Origin of the sequence: Streptomyces sp. NBC_01017, from assembly GCF_045162795.1 — a bacterium.
GTDB lineage: Bacteria > Actinomycetota > Actinomycetes > Streptomycetales > Streptomycetaceae > Streptomyces > Streptomyces machairae.
Genome location: NZ_CP108683.1, coordinates 2008715 through 2021940, shown reverse-complemented (window position 1 = coordinate 2021940; position 13226 = coordinate 2008715). Strand labels below are relative to the sequence as shown.

General features: G+C 72.6%; 18 protein-coding genes and 1 pseudogene. 14 read left to right on the top strand and 5 right to left on the bottom strand.

Annotated features, from left to right (window positions below; translation table 11 throughout):
- The first annotated feature begins 95 nt into the window (after positions 1–95).
- The 5 genes from OG331_RS09445 to OG331_RS09425 all read left to right on the top strand — a co-directional run bounded on the left by OG331_RS09445 (position 96) and on the right by OG331_RS09425 (position 3724).
- Positions 96–1202 (top strand): NAD(P)/FAD-dependent oxidoreductase, encoded by a 1107-nt coding sequence (locus tag OG331_RS09445; RefSeq protein WP_406193905.1) that lies wholly within the window; start codon positions 96–98, stop codon positions 1200–1202.
- Positions 1203–1298: 96 nt separating this feature from the next.
- Positions 1299–1994 carry a hypothetical protein gene (locus OG331_RS09440; RefSeq protein ID WP_406193903.1) on the top strand — a complete coding sequence of 232 codons (696 nt, stop codon included), beginning with the start codon at positions 1299–1301 and terminating at the stop codon, positions 1992–1994.
- A complete protein-coding gene (locus OG331_RS09435) occupies positions 1991–2278 on the top strand; it encodes a hypothetical protein (RefSeq protein ID WP_406193901.1) in 288 nt (95 codons plus the stop codon). The genes OG331_RS09440 and OG331_RS09435 overlap by 4 nt, the downstream gene beginning before the upstream one ends.
- Positions 2275–3039 (top strand): metallophosphoesterase, encoded by a 765-nt coding sequence (locus tag OG331_RS09430; RefSeq protein ID WP_406193899.1) that lies wholly within the window; start codon positions 2275–2277, stop codon positions 3037–3039. The genes OG331_RS09435 and OG331_RS09430 overlap by 4 nt, the downstream gene beginning before the upstream one ends.
- Positions 3040–3184: 145 nt before the next feature.
- Positions 3185–3724, top strand: coding sequence for a hypothetical protein (locus OG331_RS09425; RefSeq protein WP_406193897.1), 540 nt, complete (start codon positions 3185–3187; stop codon positions 3722–3724).
- Between the two features lie 265 nt (positions 3725–3989).
- Here the strand turns inward: OG331_RS09425 and OG331_RS09420 are convergent, their stop codons facing one another.
- The gene (locus tag OG331_RS09420) at positions 3990–4553 is read right to left on the bottom strand and encodes a hemerythrin domain-containing protein (RefSeq protein WP_406193895.1); all 564 of its coding nucleotides are present in this window, start codon (positions 4551–4553) and stop codon (positions 3990–3992) included.
- 190 nt (positions 4554–4743) lie between these two features.
- Here OG331_RS09420 and OG331_RS09415 point away from each other — a divergent pair, with 190 nt between their 5' ends.
- Positions 4744–5523 (top strand): SDR family NAD(P)-dependent oxidoreductase, encoded by a 780-nt coding sequence (locus tag OG331_RS09415; protein ID WP_406193893.1) that lies wholly within the window; start codon positions 4744–4746, stop codon positions 5521–5523.
- Positions 5524–5543: 20 nt separating this feature from the next.
- Here OG331_RS09415 and OG331_RS09410 read toward each other — a convergent pair whose 3' ends face one another.
- Positions 5544–6116, bottom strand: a complete 573-nt coding sequence (locus OG331_RS09410; RefSeq protein ID WP_406193891.1) for a GNAT family N-acetyltransferase — start codon at positions 6114–6116, stop codon at positions 5544–5546.
- A 71-nt stretch (positions 6117–6187) separates the two neighbouring features.
- Here OG331_RS09410 and OG331_RS09405 point away from each other — a divergent pair, with 71 nt between their 5' ends.
- The gene (locus tag OG331_RS09405; RefSeq protein ID WP_406193889.1) at positions 6188–6625 is read left to right on the top strand and encodes a PPC domain-containing DNA-binding protein; all 438 of its coding nucleotides are present in this window, start codon (positions 6188–6190) and stop codon (positions 6623–6625) included.
- Positions 6626–6658: 33 nt separating this feature from the next.
- Here OG331_RS09405 and OG331_RS09400 read toward each other — a convergent pair whose 3' ends face one another.
- Positions 6659–7312 (bottom strand): phosphoribosyltransferase, encoded by a 654-nt coding sequence (locus OG331_RS09400; protein ID WP_406193887.1) that lies wholly within the window; start codon positions 7310–7312, stop codon positions 6659–6661.
- A 230-nt stretch (positions 7313–7542) separates the two neighbouring features.
- Here OG331_RS09400 and OG331_RS09395 point away from each other — a divergent pair, with 230 nt between their 5' ends.
- The 7 genes and pseudogenes from OG331_RS09395 (at position 7543) to OG331_RS09365 (ending at position 11526) form a co-directional block, all read left to right on the top strand.
- Entirely contained in the window at positions 7543–7941 is a 399-nt protein-coding gene (locus tag OG331_RS09395; protein ID WP_328420472.1) for an SseB family protein, read from the top strand.
- 80 nt (positions 7942–8021) lie between these two features.
- Positions 8022–8241: pseudogene (locus tag OG331_RS09390) on the top strand (NAD(P)-dependent dehydrogenase); the annotation flags it as partial.
- A 186-nt stretch (positions 8242–8427) separates the two neighbouring features.
- Positions 8428–9504 (top strand): glycosyltransferase family 2 protein, encoded by a 1077-nt coding sequence (locus tag OG331_RS09385; protein ID WP_406193884.1) that lies wholly within the window; start codon positions 8428–8430, stop codon positions 9502–9504.
- A gap of 97 nt (positions 9505–9601) precedes the next feature.
- Positions 9602–10054 carry a YbhB/YbcL family Raf kinase inhibitor-like protein gene (locus tag OG331_RS09380; protein ID WP_406193882.1) on the top strand — a complete coding sequence of 151 codons (453 nt, stop codon included), beginning with the start codon at positions 9602–9604 and terminating at the stop codon, positions 10052–10054.
- A 43-nt stretch (positions 10055–10097) separates the two neighbouring features.
- Positions 10098–10346, top strand: a complete 249-nt coding sequence (locus tag OG331_RS09375) for a hypothetical protein (RefSeq protein ID WP_328877650.1) — start codon at positions 10098–10100, stop codon at positions 10344–10346.
- Positions 10347–10455: 109 nt separating this feature from the next.
- Complete coding sequence (locus tag OG331_RS09370; protein WP_391404308.1) at positions 10456–10815, top strand: hypothetical protein; 360 nt, start codon at positions 10456–10458, stop codon at positions 10813–10815.
- 69 nt (positions 10816–10884) lie between these two features.
- Positions 10885–11526 (top strand): phosphoribosyltransferase, encoded by a 642-nt coding sequence (locus tag OG331_RS09365; RefSeq protein WP_406193880.1) that lies wholly within the window; start codon positions 10885–10887, stop codon positions 11524–11526.
- Between the two features lie 21 nt (positions 11527–11547).
- Here OG331_RS09365 and OG331_RS09360 read toward each other — a convergent pair whose 3' ends face one another.
- Together OG331_RS09360 and OG331_RS09355 are read right to left on the bottom strand one after the other, a co-directional pair.
- The gene (locus tag OG331_RS09360; protein ID WP_406193878.1) at positions 11548–12672 is read right to left on the bottom strand and encodes a CapA family protein; all 1125 of its coding nucleotides are present in this window, start codon (positions 12670–12672) and stop codon (positions 11548–11550) included.
- 61 nt (positions 12673–12733) lie between these two features.
- Positions 12734–13189: an archease gene (locus tag OG331_RS09355; protein ID WP_406193876.1), complete on the bottom strand. Its 456-nt coding sequence runs from the start codon at positions 13187–13189 to the stop codon at positions 12734–12736.
- Positions 13190–13226 lie beyond the last annotated feature (37 nt).

Genomic DNA, 13226 nt, shown 5'->3' with positions numbered 1-13226 from the left:
AACACCAGCCGCACCTTTCACAGAACGCGCACCCGTCTCCCATCAATTATTTAAGTTTCAATCGCTAGGCTCGCCGCAGAGGAAGGAGACACGGCGTGCTTGATGGCGACGTAGTGGTGATCGGCGGCGGCTATGCCGGCGTCCGGCTGGCGAAGCGACTGGACGCGACGGCGCGGGTCACGCTCGTGGACCGCAAGGAGGTCTTCTTCCACCGCATCGCAGCCCTGCGGGCCGGAGCGCGTCCGGACTGGTCGCACAGCCCCTTCATCCCGTACGACCGGCTGCTGCGCAACGGCCGGGTCGCCGTGGGCAAGGCGGTCCGCATCGACACCGCCGAGCGGCATGTCACGCTCGCGACGGGGGAGCGGCTCCCGTACGACGTGCTGGTGATCGCCACCGGCGCCGACTACCCCGAACCGGCCCGCTTCACCGGCACCACCACCGAGGAAGCGGTGAAGTCCCTCGTCGCCCATCAGCAGCACATCGCCGCGGCCGAGCACGTCCTGGTCGTCGGCGGCGGGCCCTCCGGGGTCGAGCTCAGCGCCGAGATCCGCCTCGCCCGGCCGGACGCCCGCGTCACGCTCGCCCACTCCGGGCCGGAGCTGCTGCACGCGACGGGCAGTGCGCGGGCCGGACGCAAGGCGCGGGCCTGGCTGGAGTCCCACGGCGTGGACGTGTGGCTGGACTCCTTCATGTCCCCCGGCACCGACTTCGACACCTACCGCGACGCCCGCGGCAACATCCTTGAGGCCGACCGCTCCTTCTGGGCGACCGGCACCACGCCCAACACGCTCTGGCTGCGGCTGGCCGGGCTCGGGAGCTGGCTGACCGGAACGGGCCATGTGAAGGTCGACCAGGCGCTCCGGGTGCAGGGGTGGCTGGACGTGTTCGCGGTCGGCGACGTGAACGACGCCACCGAGGTCAAGATCACCCCGGCCGCGCTCGCCCAGGCCGACCTGGCCGCACACAACATCCGCGCCTATCTGAACAGCGCCGGCAAGCACCGCAGGGAGCCCCGCTTCTACCGGCCGGTCCACCGCACCCCGCTCATCGTCCCGTTCGGCCCGGCCGACGGAGTGACGATGCTGCCCGTACCGGGCGGGGAGACGGCGGTCCTCGGCGGCCGCACCACCACGCTGGCCAAGGCCAAGACCCTCATGACGCCCTACATGAGGCGACAGCTCGGCTACACCGCGGCGTGACCCTGCCGTATCGAAACCCCGGCGCCGGGTACTCGGCTCCCTTACCGAGCCCGTCCCGGGCTCGTAACGGACCTCCGTGCGGCGAACGGAGTGGTCATGACGCAGAACCAGCAGAGCGCGACACCGGCCCGGCGACCCGGGATTCCCGGGCTGCGCCCGGTCGGGAACAGCCCGGGTGATCCGACGCCGGGCGGATCGCGTTCGCTGAACAGCCAGGAGCTGCCCCATGACCGCAGCCAGGCGATCCTGGAGGCGGCCAAACAGGTGGGTGCGCTGCTCAAGCGCAAGGGGCACAGATTCGCCCTGGCCGGCAGCGTAGCGGTGTACGCCCACGGCGGGAGCGGTCATCTGCAGCACGACGCCGACTTCTGCGTGCTGCGCGCGGACGCCGACGCGGTCGCGGACACCCTCGCCGAGGCGAGCCTCACGGTCCGTACGCCGCCCGAGGACTGGCTGATGAAGACGACATGCCTCGGACAGGAGATCGACTTCCTCTTCGAGATGGCACACCGCCCGGTCACCACGGACGTGCTGGCCCGCGCGCAGGACGTCCCGGTCGACTCGGTGCACATGCCCGTCCTTGCGCCGACCGACCTGATGCGCGGGCTGATCGAGGCCTTCTCGGAGCACTACTGCGACTTCGGTCCGGTGCTCGCCGCCGCCCGCGCCCTGCGCGAGAAGGTCGACTGGGAGGACGTACGAGGCTCCTGCGGGGACGAGCCGATGCCGGCCGCGTTCTTCTTCCTCCTGGAGCGCCTCAACGTGATCGCCCCCAGGGAGCAGCCCCGATGAGCCGCCCCGGCGTCGAGCCGGACCAGGGTCCGGGCGGCGCGCAGAACCTGGACTACCTAGTGGCCCATCTGACGGACCACCTGGCCGCCGGGCCCCTCGGTGAGCTGGGGGTGCGCATCGAGATCCGCGGCGAGGCGATCCTGCTGACCGGCACCGTGCCGTCCGCCCGGTACCGCGACGACGTCCTGCGCACCGCCCGCGCGGAACTGGCGGGACACCCGGTGCGCTGCGACATCGTGGTCGCGGACAGCACCGCGCCCGACCACGCCGAGGAGGTCCAATGATCCGGATCGCGGCCGTCGGGGACATCCACATGGGCCCCGAAAGCCAGGGCGTGCTGCGGCCCTCGTTCGAGACCCTGCACGAGAGCGCCGACGTCCTGCTGCTCGCCGGGGACCTCACCAGGCACGGCACCCCCGAGGAGGCCCGGGTCGTCGCCCGGGAGATCAAGGACCTGTCCGTTCCCGTGGTCGCGGTCCTGGGCAACCACGATCACCACGCCGACTGCCCGCAGGAGGTCACCGCCGTGCTCCAGGACGCGGGCGCGCGGGTCCTGGAGGGCCGGGCCACCGTGGTGGAGAACGGCTCCGCGCGGATCGGCGTGGCCGGTACGAAGGGGTTCGGCGGCGGGTTCGTGGGCCGCTGCGCGGGCGAGTTCGGCGAGCCGATCATGAAGGAGTTCGTCCGCTACTCGCGGCGCAGCGCAGACAGCCTGCGGGCCTCCCTGGAGGAGCTTCAGGGGCAGGACTGCGACGTACGCATCGCCCTGACCCACTTCTCGCCGGTGCCGGACACGCTGGCCGGGGAGCCTCCCGAGATCTATCCGTTCCTCGGCAGCTATCTGCTGGCGGAGGCCATCGACACGGCGGGCGCCGACCTCGCCGTGCACGGGCACGCCCACCTCGGCACCGAGCACGGCATGACCAGCGGAGGTGTGAAGGTGCGCAACGTCGCCCAGCCGGTCATCGGCCGGGCGTTTCACGTCTACCACCTCGCGCGGCCCGACCGGGCGACGGCCGGCGCGTCGGGCGGCAGGGCGGGCTGAGCCCGCCGTTTCGGCGCCCCGGCGCCCCGCCCCGGTGTGGGCGAGGCCACGTCGTTCACGAGGCGAAGGACATGTCGGACGCCCGGACCACCGGGCTACCGTGTGAGGGATCCCCGTTCCCGCCAGTACCTCGGACGGCCCTGCAGTGCTCGCAGATCTCTCCCCGCTCATCGCGGCGACCACCCAATGGCTGACGTGTTCCTACCCCGCCTGCGGTGGCGCGCTCGCCGCCGCCCTCGGCGAGGTGCAGGCCCGCCAGGCCGTCACCGTGGCGGCATGGCTGCGCTACCCCACGCCGACGGACGCCGCCCTCGTCGCGATGGCCGGGCCCGGCGGGTCGGCCGGCCTGGACTGGATCACCGGCGCCGACACCGCCACGCCGGACTACGCGGACGACTTCGCCTGGCGCACCTGGGTGGACGAGGTGGTGGCGAGCTGGGCGGCCTGCCTGCTCACCGACACCGACCTGGCCCGGCTGGCGGTCACCGAGATCGCCGAGGGCAGCCACGCGACCGGCGTGCCGGTCGAGTTCCGCCGCCTGGTGGCCCCGGACACCCAGGACCGCCAGGCAGCGGCACTGCTGCGCCACCCGGATCTCCTCGACCCGGTGGCCGCACTGCACCGCCCGGCCCTCCACGAGCGCCTCGACCCGGGCCGGGCGCTCATCGCCCGAGCGTTCGGCTGAACGCCCCCGCCTGAGTGCTTTTGCCGGAGCGCGTCCCCGCCCGAGTGCTCTTGCCGGAGCGCGTCCCCGCTTGAGTGCTCTTGCCGGAGCGCGTCCCCGCTTGAGTGCTCTTGCCGGAGGGCGCCCGTGCCTGAGTGTTCTCGCCCGAGCGTGCGCCCGTGCCTGAGCCGGGCTCGCCGGAGTGCGGACCTGCATGGCTGTTCTCGCCCGAGCGGCCGTCGAGCCCAGCCGGGTTGCCGCCCATGGGAAGTGCGCCAGGTCCAGGTCAGCCCTTCTTGCCGCGTCCCGACAGTGCGTCGCGCAGCCGGTCGACCAGGCCGGCTCCCGGAGCCAGCAGCTTGTTCGCCGGCGGTGTGTCCGGGGCGGACGGGTGCGGGCGGGTCGGCGCCACCTTCTTCGCCTGACGCACCTTGTCGCCCAGCTCGTCCAGCGTCTCCGGGGGACACGCCGCGCGCAGCCTCGGGAAGAGGTTCTGCTCCTCGTCGGCCAGATGCGAGCGGACCTCGGTCATCAGCATCCCGATGAGCCGGTCGAAGTCGGGGTCATCGGCGTCGCACCCCTCCAGGTCCTTCATGAGCCGCTCGGCCCGGGAGTGGTCGTCGATCTCCCGGTCGGCGATGACATCCCCGCCCGCCACATGCTCACGCACGGCCGGGTACAGATAGATCTCCTCGGCCACCGAATGCCGCACCAGCTCGATCGTGGCCTGGTCGGCGTACACCTTGCGGTCCTTGTCACCGGACGGAAGCGCCTCGATCCGGCCGAAGAACTCCTCGACCTCGCGGTGATCGGTCACCAGCTCGTCGATGACGTTCCCACCATGACCCATTGCTCTCCACCTCCAGAATCGGGCGGCGGTCCGGTCGGACGCGCCGCGGACTCCGAGTGCCCGCACCCGGCGGGCTCACACGAAGGGCGGCGGAACGGAAAGGACGGCCGCTGCCACGGCATCCCGCAGACGCCGTGACGACGACGCCCCCGAGCGCCGTCCCCAAGAACAAGCCACCTAGGGTGCGGGCATGACGTCGCAGGCATACCTCTCCGAACTGTTCTCCCTGGAAGGCCGGGTCGCCGTGGTGACCGGTGGCAGTTCCGGCATCGGCCGGGCCATTGCCGAGGCCCTCGCCCGCGCGGGCGCGAGTGTCGTGGTCGTGGCGCGCAGGGAGGCCGAACTGGCCGCGACGGTCGGCGAGTTGGAGGCACAAGGCTGCCGGGCGGCCTGGGTGAGCGCCGATCTCGGCACGCGCGACGGCGTGCGGGCGGCTGCCGAGGAGGCGGTCGGGGCATTCGGTGAGCCCGACATCCTCGTCAACTGCGCCGGGATCAATCTGCGGCCGCCGATGGGCGAGCTGGGCGAGGACGTGTGGGACACCACGATGGCCGTGAACCTGAAGGCGCCCCACCTGCTGGGGCAGCGCTTCGGGCCCGGCATGGCCGAGCGGGGCTTCGGGCGGATCATCCACATCACCTCCCAGCAGGCCCACCGGGCGTTCGTCCAGAGCGGCGCCTACGGCGTGTCCAAGGGGGCGCTGGAGTCGCTGGCCCGATCCCAGGCCGAGGCCTGGTCGCCCTACGGCGTCACCTGCAACACGCTCGTGCCGGGGTTCGTGATGACGCCGCTCAACACTCGTCTGTCGTCCGACGCCGAGAAGGTGGCGGCGCTCGCGGCACGCACGATGGTCGGACGCAACGGCCTGGCCGAGGACTTCGCCGGCGCGGCGGTGTTCCTCGCGAGCAGCGCCTCCGCCTACGTCACCGGGCAGGCGATCTTCGTCGACGGCGGGTTCTCCGTGCACTGAGCCCCGCGGGGGCCGTCGCGTCAGCGCAGGTCGAGCCGCATCAGGATGCGGGGGTGACCGGCCAGGACGGAGGTCGTGTCGGCGGCGTGGACGAACCCGGCGCGTTCGAAGTTCTTCCGGATGCCGGCGTACGCCATCGTCAGGTCGACCCTCGCGTCACCGTTGTCGAGGGGGTACGCCTCGATCACCGGGGCGCCCCGGTCGCGGGCGAACTCGACCGCGCCGGCGATCAAGGTGTGCGTGATCCCCTGCTTGCGGTGGCCGGGGCGGACACGGATGCACCACAGCGACCAGACCGGCAGGTCGTCGACGTGCGGGATCTTGCGGTTGCGCGCGAAGGACGTGGCCGAGCGCGGTGCCACCGCGGCCCAGCCGACCGGCTCGTCACCGTCGTAGGCGATCACCCCCGGAGGAGGATCGGCGCGGCACAACTCGGCGACGTACTCACCGCGGGCCGGCCCTCGGAGCTCGTTGTTGAGCTTGGACGGGATCCGGTAGCTCAGGCACCAACAGACGTTTGCCCCGGGCGACTTCGGACCCAGCACCGCGCGGACGGCCTCGAAGTCCGAAGCAGGGCGAACTTCCATGGTCATGGCACCACCTTTCCACGGAGCGCTCGCGTGCGCCGCGTGGTGGCACAGCGCAATGCGGGTACCCGAGGCGCATGAAGTGGCAACAGGTGGAGGCTTCTCCGGCGTCGGTGTACGTCCTGGTGCCGGCTCCCGGCGAGGACGCCCTCGCCGAGATCACCGGCTTCGCCCGGGAGCACGGGCTCGGGGCGTCGCAGGTGACGGCCGTGGGGGCCTTCTCACGGGCCGTCGTGGGGTGGTTCGACCGCGCGGCGAAGGACTATCGCCGCATCGCGGTCGACGAGCAGTGCGAGGTCCTGTCCCTCCTGGGGGACATCGCCGTCGGCGAGGACGGACCCACCGCGCACCTGCACGCCGTACTGGGCCTGTCCGACGGTACGACGCGCGGCGGCCATCTGCTGGAGGGCCGGGTGTGGCCGACCCTGGAGGTGATCGTCCGCGACAGCCCGGCTGCCCTCGCGAAGATCCACCGGCCTGAACTGGGGCTTGCGCTGATCGACCCGGAATGCTGATCGACCCGGAATGACGTCGCGCCCCGTGGCGCGTCACGCCGTGGTGCGGAACCTGTGCAGCATGTCCGCGACCTCTGTCTCCGAGAGCCGGCCGAAGTCCTCGTACCACTCGCCGACCGAGTGGAGGGACGCCGGCTGGTCCAGGCACACGAGGTCGTCGCAGTCGGTCCGGAGTGCGGTGAGGGTGCGTGGGCTGCCGACGGGGACCGCCAGGATCAGGCGCGCCGGGCCGTGGCGGTGCAGGAAGCGCAGTGCCGCCGTGGCGGTGAGTCCGGTGGCCAGGCCGTCGTCGACGAGGACGATCGTGCGGCCGTCGACGGACGGGAGCGGGTGGCGGCCGCGGTAGACGTACTCGAGGCGGTGCAGCTCGTTGCGTTCGCGGGCGACGACATCGCCGAGCCGGTCCTCGGACAGGTGCATCATGGCGAGGCTCTGCCGGTCGTACAGCGGTGGATCGTCGGCGACGACCGCCCCGATCGGCGTCTCCGGCCGGATCGGCGTGCTGATCTCGCGGGCCACCAGCACGTCCAGCGGGGCTTGCAGAGCACGGGCCACCTCGACCGCGACCGGCACGCCACCGCCCGGCAGGGCCAGCACGAGCGGGTTGATCAGATCACCGGAGTCGGTCCACTCGACCAGCCGCAGGGCCAGTTCCCGTCCGGCGTGGCTACGGTCGCGGAATGGCACGGCGCACCTCCCTCGCGCTCGGCGCGCTCGTCGGGTGCCCGGCGCGGCGGTCCGTGAAACGACGCACGGTCCGCGAATGAGCGCCCGGGAGGAGTGCGGAGCGTCCGGAGGAGGGCCGGGACGACGATGCGCACATGAGGCGGGCGAACACATGAGGGACGGTGGATCGGGTACGCGGATCATGCGGCGCGTACCGGACGGACGGGCACGACACGGCAAGGGGATGGACCATGACTGACCCCCACTTCGAGAGCGGTGCCTTCGCGGCACAGCAGGCTCTGCGCACGGTCGTCGAGAACGGCGCGGACGAGGCGGCGCTGAGCACGCTGGCCCACAGCGAGGTGCTGGTACCGGCGGCTGCGGACGCGGAGGGGCCGGCTCCCAAGGCACTGACGCTTCCGGTGTTCGAGCAGGAGGACGGGACCGAACTGGTGCCGGTCTTCACCACCCAGGAACGCATGGAGCAGGCCCTGCCTCGGATGCACCGGCACCGCAGCGTGCAACTCGGTGCCCTCGCCCACGGCTGGCCCTCCGACAACCTGTCCCTCGTCATCGACGCGGGCACCCCCGAGCAGCTCGCGCTGACGGCCCATGGCGTCAAGGCGCTGCTGGACCGGGAGGAAGGCTGACCGGCTGACCTCGCTTTTCGGTAGCTGCGAGGCGGGAACCCGGCCAGTCGTCCGTGCCCGCCGGCGGTCAGGAGGCCGCAGTGACCGATCCGCAGCACTCCCGGCAGAACCCGGCCACCCAGCACCCACAGCCCGAATTCCCCGCACAGAGCTACCGCGGCAGCGGTCGGCCGGACGGGCGCAAGACCGTCGACTCCGGCATCGAGCGGGTGGTGGCGCTCGCCTTCGCCCCGGGAGGGCGCCGACGTGCTGTTCACCCACCTCCAGGAGGAGGCCGACGAGGCACGCGAGACGTCCCGGACGGCATCGAGGCGATCACCACCGAGCAGTCGGCCTGCACCGAGGGCGCGATCGTGACCTTCACCCAGGGGCCGGCCCAGATGGTCGTCGGCCGGGGCATCCGCCCCGAGATCCTCAACGCCACGGGCGGAACGCCACTGCCGTAGCCGCGGGACGTTGCCGATGCCGACAGAGGAGGACCGCCGTATGACGAGGCCGAGCCGGGTGGTGGACGGCACGGACACCACAGCGCCACCGCTCTCCTACGCCGTGGTCGTGCCGACCCTGTTGCGGGACACCCTGGCGGACTGCCTGGGCGCGCTCGCCGCCGCGACCGGACCGCCGCCGGACGAGATCGTCCTCGTCGACGACCGTCCCGTGCCGGACCGCGGCAACCTGGGCCATCCGCTCGACGTGCTCGGCGACCTGCGGGCCCGCACCACGGTCGTGCGCAGCGGCGGCCATGGCCCGGCGGTCGCGCGCAACGCCGGTCTGCAGGGCGTGCGTACCGCCGACTGGGTCGTCTTCCTCGACGACGACGTGCAGGTGGGACCGCACTGGTGCGAGCAGGTGGTGCGGGACCTGGCCGAGGCGCCGTCGACCACGGCGGGCGTCCAGGGCGTGATCACGGTGCCGCTGCCCGGCGGGCGCCGCCCCACCGACTGCGAGCGCCGCACCGTGGGCCTCGCCACGGCCCGGTGGATCACCTCCGACATGGCCTACCGCACCGACGTCCTGCGGGAGGTCGGCGGCTTCGACGAACGCTTCCGGCACGCGCAGCACGAGGACACCGACCTCGCCCTGCGCGTCCTGGACGCCGGCTGGGGCATCCGGCGCGGCCGGCGCACCACCCGCCACCCCGTCCGTCCCGCCGACCGGTGGGACTCCCTGCACGACGAGCGCGGCAACGCCGACGACGCGCTCATGGTCCGGCTGCACGGCCCCGACTGGTGGTACAAGACGGCGTCGCCGCGCGGCCGTATCCGCGCCCATGCGGCGGTGACCTCGGCGGGCGTCGCCGCCTGCGCCCTCCTCGCGGCCCGAAGGCCCGCGGCCGCGGGCCTCGCGGCAGGCGCCTGGACCCTCGGCACCGCCCGTCTCGCCTGGAAACGCATCGCTCCCGGACCCCGCACCCGGTACGAGGTCGACACGATGCTCGTGACCAGCGTCCTCATCCCGCCCGCCGCGGTCTGCCACCGCCTCGGCGGACTGTGGCGCCATCGCGCGGCCCGTCCCTGGCGAGAGGTGACGGGGAGTTCCGAGCCCGCCGTCCCGACGAACTGACCGGCGCGGTACCCGGCAGGCCTGCGCCCGGCACACCCGAACGGGTGCCGCGTGTGGTCCGCGTGTGGTCCGTGTGACGACGGGTACTGCGGCGCACATGACCGACATCGAACTCAAGAGCTCCGCGTTCGACGACCACGCGATGATCCCGCGGCGGTACGCCCTGGAAGGGGAGAACCTCTCCCCGCCGCTGGCCTGGTCCGGAGTGCCCGACGAGGCGGTGGAGCTGGCCCTGCTGTGCGAGGACCCGGACGCCCCGTCGGGGACCTTCGTGCACTGGCTGGTCACCGGCATCGATCCGCACGCGGACGGGCTGCCGGCCGGCGGAACGACCCCCGGCAGTCACCCGCACACGAACGGCTACGGCGAATCGGGGTGGGGCGGCCCCCTGCCCCCGGTGGGCGATGACGCGCACCGGTACTTCTTCCGCCTGTACGCCCTCCCGGGCCCCGTTTCCGTCCCGGAGGCGGCCTCGGCCGTGGAGGCCCACCGGGTGTTCGACGAGCAGCAGCTGGCCAGCGGAACACTCATCGGGCTCTACAAACGGTGACGGCCGGGCTGCGTTTCCGGCGCGCAGAGCGCATGGTGGTGGCATGAGCACGCGTCCCCCCGTGGTGGTGCAGCCGCCGGCGTCGGACGGCGGGCGTCAGGTGACGATCCGCGGCGAGCCGACGGGCACCGCATACAGCCTGTTCGACGTCATGGACCTGGTGCACCGCGCCGGCCTCCCCGGCGAGGACCGGGCCGTCGACGACCCCGACCTGATCGAGTGGCGCGGCGGTGGGCCGTACGACTGGAACGGCACCGACACGTCCGACACGTCCGACACGGCAAACGGGTGAACGCGGGACCGGCCCCACCCTCGGAGGTCTGAGGTTCCCGTCGGAGCGCCGCTGACCTTGACTGGAGGCAGCAGGTCCGAACGGGACCACCACCTCACGGGGGATACACATGAACCGCAGGACGAGCATCTTCGCGGCCGGCCTCGCCACCACCGTTTCCGCCCTGGCCCTCACCGTCGGCGGACCGGCAGCCCCGGCCCAGGCCGCGGCGGCCGGCGATGCCGCCGCCATGGTGGGCACCGTCGACTGCGACGGCTGGGTGCACAACAACAACCCGGACCACGGCATCGCGGGCTGCAAGAACAACACCGACCGCACCGTCACCTTCCGCGCCGAGGTCGTCTGCGGCTGGGCCCCGGACGTCTCCGGCCAGTGGGTGACGCTGGCGCCGGGCCAGTACGGCGAGTCGTCGGGTGTCTGCGCGATCTACAGCTCCGGCGTCGGCAGCGTCGGCTGGAGCATCCAGTAGCACCTGAAGCCGACGGGGTGTCCGACACGGATGGGCGGGGTACGCGGCGACGGACGGAAGGGGAAGCCCATGCAGTTCCGTGACCGCGCAGAGGCCGGGCGTGAGCTGGCCGAGCAGCTGCGTGTCCGGCAGGACAAGGGCATCCTTCCGCACCCCGTGGTTCTCGCGCTGCCACGCGGCGGCGTCGCGGTCGCCCGGGAGATCGCCCGGGCGCTGCGGGCCCCGCTGGACGTGCTCGTCGTACGCAAGATCGGCGCCCCGTTCCATGAGGAGTTCGGGGTCGGCGCGCTCGCGGGCGACGGGCCTCCGCTCTTCGACGAGCAGACGCTGTTCCGGCTCGGGTTGAACGAGGCCGACCTGGCGCCGGTGGTGGAGCGGGAGCGGAACGAGCTGCGGCGGCGCGAGCAGCGCTATCGGCAGGGCCGTCCGGCTCCCGAGCTGCGTGGCCGTACGGCCGTCGTCGTCGACGACGGAGTCGCGACCGGCTCCACCGCACGCGTCGCCCTGCGCGCCCTACGGGCCCGGCACCCCGAGCGTCTGGTCCTTGCCGTGCCGGTCTGCGCACCCGAGACGGCCGAGGAACTGCGCCGGGAGGTCGACGACTTCGTCTGCCTGCACCAGCCAGGGCTGTTCAGCTCGGTCGGGGAGTGGTACGAGGATTTCGGCCAGCTGACCGACGCCGATGTGCTGGAAGCACTGGGGGGCGAGTGAGCATCGGCGGGAGCGGGCCGTTCAGCGGGCGGCTCGGGCGACGGGCTTCGTCAGGGTGAGCGCGCCGTCCGCTTCGAGTGCGAGGTGGACGCCGTGACTGATGCCGTCGAGGGTGGCGTGCAGCCACGTGCGGTCCTCGGGCGGGGCGGGCTCCAGGCGCATGCGGCGGGCGAGCAGCGGCACCATGCGCAACCCGATGAGTTCGCCCGTGTCCGCCGCCACCGTCACGAAGCAGGCGAGGTGCAGGTCGTCGCGGTACTGCTCGTATCCCGGGATGCCCTCGTAGTCGTCGATGAAGTCGCCGCAGCCGTGCAGGATCAGCCGGCCGCGGTGCACCTCGACGGGGCGGGGATGGTGCGAGGAGTGACCGTGGACGACATCGGCGCCGCCGTCCACCAGGGCGTGCGCGAAACGGCGCTGGTCCCGGGGGACGGGGTAGCCCCAGTTGGATCCCCAGTGCACGGACACGACCACGAGGTCGTCGGCCCGCTTCACCTGCCCTATGTGCCGTACCGCTTCGGCGGCCGCGGTCGGCGACAACTCGGGAACGTGGGCGACGCCGGGCCGGTCCGCCGTCGCCGCCCAGACCGCGGGGACGCCGCTGCTGCCGGCGCCGAGGGCGAAGACGAGCACGCGGCCGCCGTGGGGGAGCGGGAGTGCCACGGGCGCGTACGCCTCCTCGGCGCTCCGCCCCGCGCCAGCCGTGCGCAGACCCGCTCCGTGGAGCACGTCGAGGGTTTCCTCCAGGCCCGCGCGGCCGAAGTCGAGCACGTGGTTGTTGGACAGGACGCACACGTCGGGCCGGGCGACGGTGAGGGCCGGCAGGTTGTCCGGATGCATGCGGTAGTGGACCGCCTTGCCGGGCTCGAACGCGTCGCTGCGCGTCACCGACGTCTCCAGATTGACGATCCGCACGTCCGGACCGCCCGACTCCAGCAGCCCCAGCGCCTCGCCCCACGGCCACGACGGGTCGACGGGCGCCGGGATCGGTCCGTTCACCGCCTCCGCCATGCTCACGTAGGAGCGGGCGTCCGTGACGTACCCCTCCCGCAGCGTCGGGTCGCCGGGCCGGGCCAGGATCTGGTCGACGCCGCGTCCGAGCATCACGTCACCACAGACGAACAGCGTCACCGTGCCGCCGCTCATGTCTCCACCGTACGGGGGTACGGGGGCGACGAGGGGCCTGCCCTTCCTGTGGGCGGCGCTCTCACACGTCCACGGTCACCGCGCACGACCACCCGTACGGATCCGGCCCGATGTGCAGCCCGTGCCAGGAGACGCCCTTCGGGGAGGCGCCGGTGGCCCGCACGTCCGTCAGGTCGGCGAGCGCGAGCCGTACGTCGAGGGCGCCGTCCGAGGTGGTGGCCTCCAGGTCGACGGGCACCCGGCCGTCCGCGTCCAGCCGGAGGGCGACCTCGTCGAGCAGGGCGCTCAGCAGCCGTTCGTCGTCCTCCGCGGCGAGCCGCACCCGTTCCATGGAGGTGGGCCGTACCGCCGTCACGTCGGCGAAGCACTCCACCATGCCCAGCGCCGCCTCCACCAGGCAGCGCTCCCGGCTCACGCCCCAGGCCTCGATCCGTACGTCGTCCGGGTGCGGCACCGCCCGATGGCCGCTTCCACCGCTCCGCCGGGTCTGGATGTCGTCGTCCGTGTCGCCGACCATCGGCACCACCTGATCCGCTCATGCCGTCCGGGCCGCT